We start from the raw sequence: 14,468 nt of genomic DNA on the forward strand, positions 1-14,468 counted from the left end.
GGTCAGGACTTTACGCCTTGAGGCGCAGCAGGCTGGAGTCATGACGAGTACAGCCCTCCGCACCAGGGCGTGGAAACTGCTGGAGATGGTCACGACGCCGCTGCTGCCGTCGGACTACCTCGACCTGGTCAGCCCGCTGCGTGCGGGCGCTGACCTGCGGGGGCGCATCGAGGCCGTGCACCCCGAGACGGGTGACGCCGCGACCGTCGTGATCAGACCGGGACGGGGCTGGCGTGGCCACACGGCCGGTCAGTACGTGCGGATCGGGGTCGACGTCGACGGAGTGCGCCTGTGGCGTGCCTACTCCATCACCTCGCCGACAGACCGCCAGGACGGCCGTCTCACGATCACCGTGAAGGCGATCCCGGACGGCAAGGTCAGCAACCACCTGGTCCGCAGAGCGAAACCGGGCACGCTGATCCAGCTCGACCAGCCGACCGGCGACTTCGTGCTGCCGCGGGCCAAGCCTGCCAAGGTGCTCTACCTGACGGCCGGCAGCGGCATCACGCCCGTGATGGGCATGCTGCGCGACATCGAATTCGACGACAGCGTCGACGTCGTCATGGTCCACTGCGCGCCACGGCCGCAGGACGTGATCTTCCGCAGCGACCTGCACGACCTGGTCGCGGACAAGAAGCTGCGGCTCACCGAGGTGCACACCGACACGGACGGCCAGCTCGACATCGCCCGTCTCGACGAACTCGTGCCCGACTGGGCCGAGCGCGAGACCTGGGCCTGCGGGCCCGCAGGCCTGCTCGACGCCGCCGAGGAGCACTGGACCGAGCACGGCGTACAGGAGCGCCTGCACACCGAACGCTTCCGCCCCGGCATCGTCGTCACCGGCGACGGCGGCGAGGTCACGTTCAGCGCCACCGGCAGGACCGTCGACGCGGACGGCGCCACGCCGTTGCTGGACGTCGGCGAGGAGGCCGGCGTGCTCATGCCCTCCGGGTGCCGCATGGGCATCTGCTTCGGCTGCGTCACACCGCTCAAGTCGGGCGCCGTCCGCGACCTGCGCACCGGCGAGATCACCGAGGCCGAGCCGGGCGTCCTCATCCAGACCTGCGTGTCCGCCGCGGCGGGCCCCTGTGACATCGAACGGTAGGAGCACCTTGACCGCCACCGACCCCACCGCCCACCTGACCGCGGAGCAGATCGAGGAGCTCGGCCGCGAGCTGGACGCGATCCGCGACGAGGTGATCGCCGGTCGCGGCGAGAAGGACGCCGCCTACATCCGCAAGGTCATCTCGGCGCAGCGCAAGCTCGAACTCGCGAGCAGGGGCGTGCTGTTGTTCTCGCTCTTCCCGCCCGCGTGGCTGATCGGCACCGCCGGTCTGTCCGTGGCGAAGATCATGGACAACATGGAGATCGGCCACAACATCCTGCACGGCCAGTGGGACTGGATGCGGGACCCGAAGATCCACTCCACCACCTGGGAGTGGGATCACGTCTCGCCGTCCGAGCAGTGGAAGCACTCGCACAACGAGCTGCACCACACGTACACCAACGTGATCGGCAAGGACAACGACCTCGGCTACGGCATCATGCGCGTCGACGAGGACCAGCGGTGGCACCCGTTCCACCTCGGCCAGCCGCTGTGGAACTTCCTCAACGCCTGCTTCTTCGAGTACGGCATCGCCGCGTACGACCTGGAGCTCGGCAAGAACCTGCAGAAGCGCCGCCGCAAGAACCCGGAGTTCCGCGAGCGGGCCAGGGCCGTGGGCCGCAAGATCCGCAAGCAGGTCCTCAAGGACTACGTGATCCACCCGCTGCTGTCGGGGCCGTCGTTCCTCCCCACGCTCGCCGCCACGTTCACCGCGAACCTGGTCCGCAACATCTGGACCCACTCGGTGATCATGTGCGGGCACTTCCCCGAGGGCGTGCAGGTCTTCGAGCGCCGGTCGATCAACGGCGAGACGCGCGGCCAGTGGTACCTGCGCCAGATGATGGGCTCGGCGAACATCAGCGGCAGCAAGGCCATGCACTTCATGACCGGCAACCTGTCGCACCAGATCGAGCACCACCTGTTCCCGGACCTGCCGAGCAACCGGTACGCCGAGGTCGCGGTGAAGGTGCGCGCTCTGTTCGAGAAGTACGAGCTGGAGTACGTCACCGGGCCGCTGCCCAAGCAGGTGTTCTCCGCGTGGCACAAGGTCTTCCGGCTCTCGCTGCCGAACAAGAAGCCCAAGGCCAAGACGCCGGACCGCGAGCGGGAGCTCGTCGCGGCCTGATTCCCGGTGTCGGTACGGATCTCTCGGCCGCACTCGCGCCGCCGCCGGGTTCGGTGAGATCCGTCGCGGACGGTGGGCGGGCGTCCTCGCCTTCGCGAAGCCGGGGCACCATCCGTCCGTCGTCGCGAAGGCGCCGCACGGCGAAGGGATCACACCGACCGTCCGACCACGCCGTCGAACCGTGCGCGGTCATCGCCGACTTCGGCGAGTAGTAGTCGGGGTGCCGGTGAGCACGGCGAGACCCGGGGAGTCCGTGGTGGTCTCCGCGTCGGGGCGGGGCCGACCTCACGGTTCGAAGCGGCGTACCGTCCCGTCGTCCGTGATCAGAGTCAGGACGATTCCCAGGTCGCGGGCGGCGGTGGCGGCGGCGGTCTCGGTGAGGAGGTCGTCGCGGTCCGCCCAGCGGCGCAGTAGCCGGTAGCGCTGCGCGAGCGTCAGGGTGAGGTCGCCGAGCGGGAGCGCGCCGGTCAGTGCGGCGAACGCGGCCTGGTCGGGTGTCGGGGTCACGCCCACGGCGGCGAGGTCGTCGAGCCTCACCGTTGTGTGCGCCGGACCCGCCCAGTCGGGGGCGGCCAGGCGGGGCACCCGTACTGCGGCGTCCGGGGCCGCGAGCCGGAACTCGGTCCAGCGGTGCAGCGCGTCGGACGGGTCCGGTCCCCCGAGAAGACCGCCGAGTCCCGGTCGGCCGAACGGGTCCGGCCCCGTCCTCCTCAGGGCGTCGACCAGCGCGGCCGGCAACCAGTCGCCGCCGTCCGAGGGCTGACGCAGCGTCACAGAAACGGAAGCGGACCGGTTGCCGGTTTCTCCGGCCTTCGGCTCGGGTGCCTTCGTGGCGCTCGACTTCACCTGGTCCGGGGCGACTTGGACGCCGAGGCGCTCGGTGAAGAGCGCGGCGACGTTGTCCAGCCAGCCGGCCGCGACCGGGGGGTCGATGTCCGGCCGTACCGACTTGCTCATGTAGCGGCCGGACTTGTCGTTCACGGTCCACGTCCGCAGGCTCTCGCTCCAGCGGAACTCGCCCGACACCCGACTCGCGCCGGGCCGCGTACGACCGCCTCCGTCGAACACGGCGGCGATGCCGGTGTGTCCGAGGCCGTCGATCTCCGCCCGCAGCGACTTCGCCGTCACCTCGGGGCGTCGGGTGCGGACGCCGGCGAGCAGCGCGTCGAACCGGTCCTGCGCCATCACCTGCGAGGGTGCCTCGCTGCCGAGCAGGACACGGCCGTCGTCGGTCACCGTGTACAGCCACACCGCGTCGCGGTTGCCGGTGATCAGCAGGTCGGGGTCCACCTCGTCGAGGGGGATCCACAACGGGTTCGCCCGTACGTCGCCCTCGTCGTCGCGCTCCTCGTCCTTGACCCGCTTCGGCAGCACGGGATCGCCGAAACCGGCGGTGAGGTCACCGCCCGGACCGTGACGCGGCGGCGTCGGCAGCAACGTCTCGTAGTGGTCGATGCCGTTGTAACCGACGTACACGGTAGGCCCGTTGGCGTCCTCGGAGAGGCGGTGCAGCAAGGATCCGCCGTGGCCGTCGGGCTGGACGACGACGAGGTCGATACCCAGCGACTGGGTGAGCAGCAGGGGTACGTCGTCGTAGAAGGGCGTGTGCCACAGTTCGGGCGAGCGGATCGCGCGGTCGACCAGCCCACGCTCCCCCAGCGTGACGGTCTGCCCCGGGGTGGCGGGCACGGCGGTCGGCAGGTGGCTGCGGATCTCCCGCCACAGGGCCCGCGACCGCGTCGTTGCGGGGCCGTGCAGGGTACGCAGGACCAGTTGGCGCACGTTGTTGGCGTGCGCCTGGTCGGTCAGCGCGCGGCTTCGGGCGTTCGCCACCGGACCCGAGACGTTCTCCAGCCCCTCGGCCCTCAACTGTGCCTGGATTCGCGCCTGTTGCGCGGAGGTCAGCGGGATGTGCCTGCGCAGGCCCAGCTGCGCGAGCAGGGGCCGCAGGCTGCGCAGGTCCGGGTACCTGTCGTGGACGATCGTCTCCAACGGGTCCCGCGTGGCGTGCTGGTGGGCGGCGGCGGACGTCCCGTACCAGGCGGCGGTGTCGTTGCGCAGGTCGGTGACCGTCATCGTGCGTACGGTTCTGCCCCGCACGGTGTGGCCGGGGTGCTGGGCGCCTATGCCGGCGATGATGGCGGCGAACAGGCAGTTGCCGTCGGGGCGGACGTTCTGGAGGGTCATCTGCCGGCCGTCCACGCGGACGGTCCGGCCGGGTGGCGGCTGCTTGTCGCCGACGGACTTGGCCTGCGTCTCCGAGTCGGGCTTGTCCTTGCTCTCCTTGCTCTTCGCGTCCTGGTCGCCCTTGGCTCCCTTGTAGTCGCTGCCCTTGCCCCTGCCTTTCGTGTCGTCGGCGTCCTTCTCCCCCGGCGGCTCAGCACTCCGAACGGGCGGCGCCGGCACCGGTGTTGAGGACCGGGGACGGGCCGACAGGTAGCTGTCACCGCGCCGGTAGACGGTCACCTGCCGGAGCGGGTCGGCCGTCGGGTCGGCGGAGCCCGGGAAGAACCGGTAGCTGCCGTCCTCCCCCACGACCGTGATGTCCACTCCGAGGGAACGCGCCGTCAGATCCGCGGCGAGGTTCGCTGTCGCGTCGTCCCAACGGCGGGCGCGCTGTACGTGCAGCCGTACGAGGCTCTGCCGCTGGGCGGGGGTGAGTGCGGTGAGCAGGGCTTCGGGCAGCCGGCCGCCGTTCTCCTCGACGGTGCCGGACAGGGCGGGGTCGCGCCGGAAGTGCTCGCCGAGCCTGCTGGTCAACTCGGCCGTACGGAACACCGCTTGCGGGTCGAGCGTCACGTCCGGGGGCATGTCGACGCTCCGGGCCACGCGGCCGGCCAGTCCGGCGCGCCGGGTCTCCGACACCGCCGTCGGCCCGCCGCGATCCCCGACACCGAGGATCGCCGTGAAGAACCCGTTGCCGTCACCGTCCGGTTCGTGCAGGTCGTACACCCAGCTCTTGCCGTCGGGATCGGTGGCGGTCAGGGTGCGGTGGTCCTGGGCCGCGTCGAACCGGCGCAGGGACGGGTCCGGGGTTCCGGCCGTCTCCCATGGCGGGCGGCTGAACGCGGGGCGCAGTTCGGCGTCGCCCGCCGCGTCGTCCTGCTCCCCACCGTCCTTCTTGTCGCTGGCCTTCTTCTCCGCTTCCTTCTTTTCGGCGCCCTTCCTCTCCGCATCCTTCTTTTCCGCGTCCGTGTCGCTGGTCTTCTTGTTAGTCGTCCCGGTGGTCTTCTTCTCCGTCACCGGCACCTTCGCGGTGCCCGGTGCCGGTGGGGCCCGGAAGACGACCTCGTCCGGTTCCGGGGTGGCGCCGAGCTGGGCGCGTCCCGCCGGTGTGGCCGCGAGCTGGTGCCAGCGGGTCAGGCGGTCGGCGGCTTCCCGGACGCGTGCGTACTCGTCGGCGAGTGCCTCGGCGAAGACGCATCGCTCGCCCAACTCCGCTGTGAACGCGTCCAGTTGGTCGCGGGCCGTGTCGCGGGCCGCACGGGCCGCGGTGACCTCGTCATCGGCCGCCCGCAGCAAGGCAGTTACACGGTCATGCGCGGCGTCGCGTTCCGCGTCGTGGAGTTCCGCCCAGCCGTCGTGGGCGGGTTCCGCGCCGTCGTTCTCCTCTTCCAGGCGGGCGAGTTCGCCCCGTGCGGCGATCACCTGGGGCAGGGTCTCGGGGTCGCGTGCGGTGAGGGCGGTCAGCAGGTTCTCGGCGTCGGTGAGCGCGGTCTCGCGGCGCGGGCCCTCGTCACGGCGCAGCTCCCAGTACTTCTTGTCGGCGGCCGTCCACTCCTTGTCGGCCTTGGTGACCGCGTCCCACGCCCTGGCCGCCACCGGCGGGAATCCGTCGTCGCCGACGAGGCCCAGTTCACGGGCGACGTCCTCGCGGACCCAGGCGAGGACGGTGGTGTCGGTCTCGCGGGCCTGCGGGGCGCGCTGCGGGTTGCCGAACGGGCTGCGCATCGCCCGTACCGGCGCGGAGTCCTTGACGTGGTGATGGACCGCGGCGACGCTCAGCCAGGTCGTGGGGATGGCGAACAGGAACGTGCGGGTGGTGTTCGGCTTGACGTTCACCGACGCGAGGCGGTCGCCGGCCGAGGCGAGGGTGTCGGACTCGGTCGAGACGTCGCCCGGTCCCGAGGCGCCCATCTGGTTGGTGCCGGTGGCGGAGGACGACGTGGCAGGACCGCCGCCGAGCGACGACTCGGTCTGCCCGACGCGCCCGGCGCTCGCGCCACCGCCCTGCACATGGCGCTTGGGTGCCTCGTGTTTCATGCCGTCGGTGACGGCGAGCAGCCGGGCCTGCCGGAATTGCGGCCGGGAGTACAGCCGGAGGTCGGCGTCCGCGCCGCCGAAGAAGCCGCGTTCGGTCAGGCCGGCCACCTCGTAGCCGCCGGGGTCGAGGGTGCGGTCGTAGAAGGCGCTGAGGGCGCCGTTGCCGGTGCCGTCCTCCAGGTTCTGGGCGGGCCCGGTGCCGGCGCGGGTGAGCGGGGTGTCCTGGGCACGGGCGATCAGGTCGTCGTCGACCGCGTCGGTGAGCGGGAAGGACGTGTCGTAGGCGGCGGCCAGGGCAAGGGAGTTGGCGGTGTGGAGCTGGTCGACGCCGACGATCCGGCGGACCTTGAAACCGTCCGGCGGCATGGTGAACGGCTTCATGCTGTCGTCGGGGTGGAGCGTGTCGAGCCAGCCGCCGGGGCCGGTCGTGGCGGGCGGTGCGACGCGGCGGGAGGGGCCGGGGGCGTCGAGGGCGGGCGGGGCCAGCGGGTCGTCCCGTTCGGCGGCGGGGTCGGCGGGGTCGGGGCGCATGAGGCTGAGCGGGTAGTGCTCGACGAGTTCCCCGACGTCGCCCTCGGAGCTGACACGCAGCAGGCGTCGGCCGGAGACACCGCGCCAGGTGCGGTGCGCGGCCCGCTTCACCCAGGCGGAGGCGCCGGTGCCGGTCTTCGGTTCGCGGGTGTCGGTGACTTCGAGGGTGAGCCGCATCCGGTAGCGGGTGACGTACTCGGCGTGTCCCTGGGTCGTCGTCGCGGTGGCGATCCGCACGGTGCCCTCGGACTGGTTCTGGGCGGCGGTCTGCTGAGTGGAGCCGACCTCGGCGTACGTCGGTCCGGCCATCCGCACGGTGTCGTTGCCGGTGTGCGCGCCCTGGGCGACGGTGGTGCCGACGCTGGCGCCGGAGGCGCGGCCGCGGCCCTCCTGCGTGGTCTCCGCGGCGCTCCGGTGCTCCTCGAACTCCACGCTGTGGCCGAGGCCGCCGAAGCCGCTGCCGTCCGGTGCGGTTCTGCCGACGGGCACCTTCACCGGGATCAGCTCGGCACGTGCCCGTACCTTGCGGCTGCCGATCCACAGGTTGGCGGTGGACGAGCCCCAACGCCCCACGCGGGCGGGCACGGAGGAACTGCCGCCGGTCATCTCCTTGCCGAGGGCACGCACGACGCGTTCCGACATCAGCCGGTGCACCGTGTCCCGGTCGCTGCCCGTCAGTCCGAGCGGCCTCAACTGCCGGTCGAAATCGTTGAGTACGGTCGCGGTGTCGAGCGCGGTGAGCGGGAAACTGCCGAACGGGTTGTCCAGGAGCCAGGGTTGGGGCGACCAACGACGCCGGGTGTAGAGCGGTACGTCGCCCCAGCGGTCCCGGAGCAGTCCCATCCGGTAGGCGCTCTTCTCCGGGACGTGCCCGACCCAGCCGTCGTTGACGAGGACCCGCCGCCCGGCCGCGCCGGCGAGCCAGCGGGGCAACCGCCGTACGCCCGTGGCGCGTTGACCGACGAGGGTGGAGGTGGCGGCGATCTCGTGGTCGACGTCGGCGGTGACGAGCACCTGCCGGCCCTGGTCCTTGCGGTTGATCTCGGCGAGCGCGGTCCGGGTGACGGCCCGGAAGCGGGACTTGTCGAGGCGGTAGGGGCTGGCGACGAGGCCGTAGTTGCCTGTGGTCCCGGTGCCGGTGTCGTGCGAGTTGAGGTAGACGAGCTGGCCGCCGAAGAACAGCGTGCTGGTGCTGGTGTGGCGTCCCGAGGCCTGGGTGGCACCGCCGATGGTCGTCTCCGCCTCGATCGGGATGGCGCCCGTCACGGCGGTGAGGCTCCCGGGGCGCAGTCGGCTGCGGTGGGCGAGGACCGAGGAGCGGTCCAGGTAGGGGGCCTTCGCCCACAGCCCGGAGGCGCGCCAGCCGGTCGGGGCGGACGACTGGTCGAAGTTCGCGGTCAGGAACTGGCTCTGGAACACGCGCAGCGCCGCGTCGTGGACGGGGGCTCCCTGGTTCGTCAGCATCCAGGAGTTGCCCGACGACTCCTTGAGGACGTCCTCGGCGGCCCGGCCGAGTGCGGGGTCCGCGACGACGGCGAGGGTCAGGTACGGGTGACGCCGGTACTCCTCGCGGCCCCGCCGGCCCGCCCGCTCGAACAGGCCGCGCCTGGCGAGCGCCAGGTCCCGCGCGGCCTGCCCGGTGGTCACGAGAGGCACACCGTGCAGCGGGTGGTGCGGGCGCGAAGTATCACGGGCGGGCGTGTGCTCGACGGGCACGCCGAGCAGCACACGCCCGACGGAGGGCCGCTTGACGTCCGGCCCGGAGCCGGCCGGGCCGATGAGGTTCTTCTCCCGCTCGGTGAAGACGAACGGCCGCGTTCCGAGCAGGTTGAGGAAGAGGACACCCCGCAGCAGGCCGCGGAACCGGCGGAAGCCGCCGCGCCGCGCGGTCAGGGTGACCTCGTAGCTGTACAGGTGGGTGCCCTTGGTGCCGATCGACATGGCCTCGTGCGTGGCGGCGGCCCCGTAACCGCTCTCCGAGTCGCTACGGCCGCCCCAGCGCACGCCCAGGGAACCGGTGCCCGCGTGCAGCGGGCCGCCCGCGCTGTCGGTCGCCGCGTCCCGCAGCGACAGCAGCCCCTCCGCGCCGATGTGCGCGCCGCGCGCGCTGTTCTGCCGCCCGCCGAGGTTCTCGCTGCCGGGTGCGCTGAACCGCAGCCGCAGGTCCTTCTGCGTGCCTTCGAAACGCCGGTCGGTCAGAGCGGCGTCGATCCACACGTAACGCTGGGCACGGGTGGCGCGGCGGGAGTCGACCAGGGAGATCCGCAGCCCCGAGGTCATCATCGTCTCCAGGTTGCCCGCCATGCTGTGGAAGGCGAGGGTGTTGAGCACCTCCAGGGTGTTGGAGACCGCCATCTGGAAGTGATCGGCGCCCCGCCAGCGGGGGTTGGCGGGATCGAGTTCGGACAGCGGCGCGACGAGGTCCGGGTAGGCGCGCGCGACCTCTTCGAGGACCTGGTCGCTGAAGTGGTCGAGGAACGTGCGGTCCTCGCCGTCGATGTCCCGTACGTAGGAGCCATCGGCGAACGTGAACTCCTCGACCCTGCTCATCCCGAGGGTGGGCGGCGCGTCCTGGGTGAGGTACGGCGGCACCCTGGGCGGGGTGCCGGGCGCGGGACTCGCCTCCCCGGCAAGACGGCGGGCCTCGGTGCGGGTGAGCCGCTCCACGGCCCACGTCTGGAAGGTACGGGTGCGCGGTGCCTCGCTCCAGGTGCGCGGGGGGTTCTTGCGCAGCTTGCCGGGTGTCGAACTCCCCTCGTCGCGCCTGCGGTCGGGCAGCGGTGCCTTGGTGTCGGGCGGTGCGGTGACGGTGACGGTCTTCTGGACCAGGTAGAGGCCCGTGGGGTCGCCCTTGGCCTGTCCGGCCGACTTCACGGCGCCGGTTCCGCCGGTGACGGAGGCGCGGTTACGGGAGGCGCCGTAGCGGAAGTTGAGGCCTGCGAGCATCCTCAGGTCGAACTTGCCCTGGTCGATGCCGAGAAGTTGGAAGGCCGGTCCGAGGGCACCCCCGATGTCGATACCCGAGGACCTGCCGGTGGTCCGCTCGTTGCGGACCGTCGTCTGGGAGATGTCCCGAAGTTCGGCGGCGGTGGTCTCGCTGATGAGGACGGCCTCGCCGGGCTGTACCCGGACCGAGAAGACACCGAGCGGTTCGCGCCCCGCGTCGTCCTTGAACAGCGGTGGCGACGTGACCGTCCCGGCGGCCATGACCCGGCTCATGCGGTGGAACCCGTCGGTGGAGAAGAACGAGTTGATCTGCTTGCCGGCCATACTGTCCGTGTCCGTGCCGACCTGCTGGAGCGCCCAGTCCCGGATGTGCGCGACGGGGCCGAAGCTCTCCGTGTTCATCATGCGGTAGTTGGAGCCGCGGTCCAGCCGCATCCGCGGCGGCAGCCGGTCGGCGGGCGGTTTGGGCCGGGTGAGGCTGTCGGCGATGCGCACGAACAGCCCGTCCCTGACGGCGAACCCGAAGGCGACCTGCCCCCGCGTGCCGGACGCGGGCCTGATCGCCCTGCCGGTCCGGTCCACGGGGCGGCCGGACGGATCGGTGACCCTGAACTCGTACCAGACGTCGTCGAGATGGGCGTGCGAACCGTCGGTCGTGCGGGTCTCGTTCTGGTTCACGACGAGGTTCTGCATGTTGTACTCGACCCGCTTGGTCCACGAGAACTGCGCGAAGACCCGCCCCCAGGGCGCGAACAGCGTCTTCACCGGTCCGAGCGGTGCGGTGGGCGCGAGGGATCCCGCCGTGCTGTTCACCGCGACCCTGCCCGTGAGGGCAGTGTTGCGCTGCATCGTGTCGATCTTCACGGGGTTGGCGTAGCCGAAGGTGAACCGCTCCCACTGCCCGTACGGACGGGCCGTGACCGTGAGAACCCGCGATTTGCCGTCCACCGTGCGGTAGTTGAACTGCTGCCCGTCGCCGAAGAAGCCGCCCGGGTTGTGGACGAGGGCGTGCCGTACGTCGTCCAGGAGCCCGTCGCCGGCACGGTTGCCGCCGGGGCGCGCGGGACGGGGGCGGACGCCGGGCGGCTGGCGGAGGTTGAGGTCGAGCTGCTCGACGACGCGGTCGGCGCCGCGCAGGACGCGGTCCCCCTGGCCTAGGGCGTAGGACCGGCGCAGCAGGTTGCGCGGCAGGCCGCGCAGCAACTCGCCGATGCCGCCCATGTAGACGGGCAGTCGGGCACCGTCGGTGAACGACGCGGGTCCGCCGCCGCTGTACGGCGCGGGCGGCAGGTCGAGGTCGACGCGCGGCGGCCGGCGGGAGTCCAGGTCGTGCACCACCCAGGTGGGCCCTGGCGTGGCGGGCTTCTTGACCGGCGGGGCGGTGAACCTGGCCTCGGTGTCCTCGTCGATGGGTTCGAGCAGGGGGGTACGGCGGTTCGGCGGGGCGCTCTTGCGGGGCGGGCGCTGTCGACGGAGCCTCTCCGGAGTGTCGTCCGAGCCGCGGGGAGGTACCGAAGTCGGCCTGTCGCCCGCGGAGTTGAGCAGCCCGTCGAAGGGCACCTCCGTGATCGTCGTTGTCGAATCGGTCGTCGAGCCGGTCGTGGTGGACGTCGTCGCGACGAGAGGTGTTCCGCCGCTCACGGTGATCACGGGCTGCGGAACGTCGGAGGTCTCCTCGGGCTTGGGGGCACCGCCCCGCAGCCGCTGCGGCAGCCCGAGACCCCTGCGCAGACCGTCGGCGCGCGCGATCGCCTCCGCACGCGTCCCGCCCGCGGCCAGCACGTCGGCGACCTGACGTACCGCGCTTCGGTACGACTCGATCGCGTGCCGCGAGTCCGCGAGCACGGGGTGCAGTTCCAGGGGCAGCACGAGCGCTGTGGCGGTGTCCCACGACTGCCGTGCGGTGTCCGGAGGCACTCCGGGCGTACCCAGCGCGAAGTCGGAGAACGCGTCGTTCCACAGACGCCTGCTGGCCGTGGCGGCGGCGGTGTCGAGGTGCCCGGACCACGGACCGGGTCGCAGCATCAGCGCCTTGGCCTGCTGCAAGGGCGTGAGTCCGGTCTCCAGCAGGGACAGTCTGCCGCTCCCCATGACCGCCTGGGTCTGCTGCTCGACGGTGAGGACCGTTCCGGTGGAGGACAGGGCGGCTACGTCCACGTCGGCATCGCCCGTCGGGAGGCCGGCGGCGGAGAAGCCGTGGGGCAGATCCTCCTCGGTCAACTGCGAGGCGATCCAGTGCCGTTGGGCATCGGAGCGGTCCACCACGGGGACGATGGCGGAGGGCTGCGCCGACGAGTCGGAGCCGAGATCCAGGGCGGCGTCGGCGGGGGAACGCGGCACCTCGCCCAGTTCACGCAGACGCGTCTCCGCCCGCGAGAGGTCCTCCTGGGCCTGCCGCACCCTGTCGTCCGCGTCGTGCAGCGCGGGGACGTCGCGGCTGCCCCCCTGGCCGGCTTCGACACGCACGCGGAGCCCTTCGGCGGTGTCGACCGCTTGCTGCAACGACCGTACGGCGTCGGCATGGGCGTCGTGGGCCGCGCCTACGAGCGGGGCGGGGCGGGTGACGGGGGCGGGCTCTGGGGCTGGGTCTGTGGCGTCCGGTGTCGGTGGAGCCACGGCCTTTCCCTTGCCGGTGCCGGTGCCGGTGCCCGTTCCCGTGCCGGTGTCCGTGGTCGGGGTGCGGGTCGGAGTCGGGGCTTGGACAGGGTGCGGGGCCGGACTGCCGCCGCCCGTGTCGTTGCTCGAACTCCCCTGTGCAGGAACGTCGTTGTGGGTGACCGCGGGTCGGACGGTGGTCCCGGCGGTGGGTGTCACGGGGGCCGACGTCACCACGGGCGGCGGCAATTCCGTGGCGGGCGGGTCGGCAACAGGGTTCTGGTCCGGGGGCGGAGGCGGGTCGACCCGAGTTGTTCCGACCGGCTCCACCTCGGGGGTGTTCAAGTCGTGCGTCTGCGGCGGGAGTTCGGTGCCGTCGTCGTTGCTGCTGCTGCCGTGCGTCACGACGGGCGGGGCGGGAGTAGCACTGCCGCCGGTGACGGTCGGGACGGTGGGCGGGGCGGATGGCGTGACCGTCACAGGGCCTGTCGGCGGCGCGGACGCCCCGACCACCGGCGGAACGACGGGCGTTGACGACCCCACGACAGGCGGAATGACCGGGACGGACGTGTGGGACGGTGGGTCGACGACATCGACCGGGGGCACCTTCGTAGGTGTGCCGGTGTCCGTGTCGACGTGGTTGCCGGTGTCCGTGTCGACGTGGTTGCCGGTGTCCGTGTCCACGGGCGTGTGCGGGCCGCCTCCCGCACCGGACTTGGTGCCGCCGCTCCTGCCCGGGCCAGTGTTCGGCCCGACGTTGCCGGCGTCCCCGGTGCCGGTGTCGGGGACCGATGTGGAGATCGTCGGCGGGTTCCCGAAGTTCTTGAGCCAGTCGGCACTGTTGGTGACCGCGTGCTCGGCCCCCGCCTCGAAGCGCTCGCTCAGGCCCGATCCGACGAACGTCTGCCAGCTCGGCGTGAAGTCACCGAAGAACGCGCCCATCACGAGGGACTCGGCCAGCGTCTCCGACGCGCCGTCCGCGATGAACTCACCGCTCTGGTCGAGCGCCTTGGCGGAGAAGCTCTCGTCGCCGTGGGGTGTCGGCGTCACGTGCGGGGTGACCGTGGGGGTCGTCTTGGGGACGTGGGTCCCGGGTCCCGGCGTCGGACCGGACTTCGGCTTGTTCGTCAGATTCAGGTCGGTGTCGTTCAGCTTCGGCGGCTTCGCCCCGCCCACGTTGACGTCGTCGAACTTCTTCCCCAGGTCACCGATGTTCTTGAGGTTGTTCGTGACGTTCTTCATCGTCTTCGCGAAGATCGGCGCGAGGAACCCCGCGACGGCGCCGAACGCGGCGCTGAGACCGATGTCGCCCCAGTCGATCGACTTCGGCCGTTGCCCCTTGGGGGCGCCCGTCATCATGGCCAGCCGGACCGCGAGCGTCATGAAGGCCTCCTCGGCGGCCTCCAGGAAGCTCGGCAACAGGTGCGTACGGCGGGAGAGTTCGAGCAGGACCTCCAGGATGAACACGCGGCTGCGGGCCCGTGCCACCGCCGCCTCACTCGCGCTGGCGCCGCCGGTGAAGAAGGACATCACCGCCAGGATCGCGAGTTCGATGAACAGGCGGATGAGCTCGGCGATGATGTTCCACTTCGCCTCGCGGATCTGCATGGCGATGTTGACCTGGTTCTTGGTCACCTTGTCCAGGTCGGCCTCGAACTGATCGAGATAGGGCAGGACTTGGTTGATCGCCCCGATGAACTGGTCGGCGGTTCCCTTGGGGAGGCCCTCCCCCACAGCCAACACCGCTTGTTTCGCCCGTGACTTGAGCGCGCCGACGTGTTGGCGGAGCTGGTCGAACGACTGGCTGGTGTCGTAGGCGTGGTCCTCGTTGGCCTCCAGGAACTTCTCCCCGATGAGGATGAAGAACAGCCAGTTGAGCTTGGGAGGGACGACGATGGCCAC

3 protein-coding genes are annotated in these 14,468 nt (G+C 71.4%); 2 read left to right on the top strand and 1 reads right to left on the bottom strand.

The annotated features are described in order from the left end of the window. The first annotated feature begins 40 nt into the window (after positions 1–40). On the top strand, positions 41–1,105 hold the full coding sequence (locus R2B38_RS46555) for a ferredoxin reductase (RefSeq protein ID WP_318022255.1): 1,065 nt from the start codon (positions 41–43) through the stop codon (positions 1,103–1,105). Positions 1,106–1,112: 7 nt separating this feature from the next. Then, positions 1,113–2,231, top strand: coding sequence for an acyl-CoA desaturase (locus R2B38_RS46560; RefSeq protein WP_318022256.1), 1,119 nt, complete (start codon positions 1,113–1,115; stop codon positions 2,229–2,231). Positions 2,232–2,516: 285 nt separating this feature from the next. Here R2B38_RS46560 and R2B38_RS46565 read toward each other — a convergent pair whose 3' ends face one another. Then, positions 2,517–14,468 carry a hypothetical protein gene (locus R2B38_RS46565; RefSeq protein ID WP_318022257.1) on the bottom strand — a complete coding sequence of 3,984 codons (11,952 nt, stop codon included), beginning with the start codon at positions 14,466–14,468 and terminating at the stop codon, positions 2,517–2,519.

The sequence above is a fragment of the Streptomyces sp. N50 genome (assembly GCF_033335955.1).
In the GTDB taxonomy this organism is placed as follows: domain Bacteria; phylum Actinomycetota; class Actinomycetes; order Streptomycetales; family Streptomycetaceae; genus Streptomyces.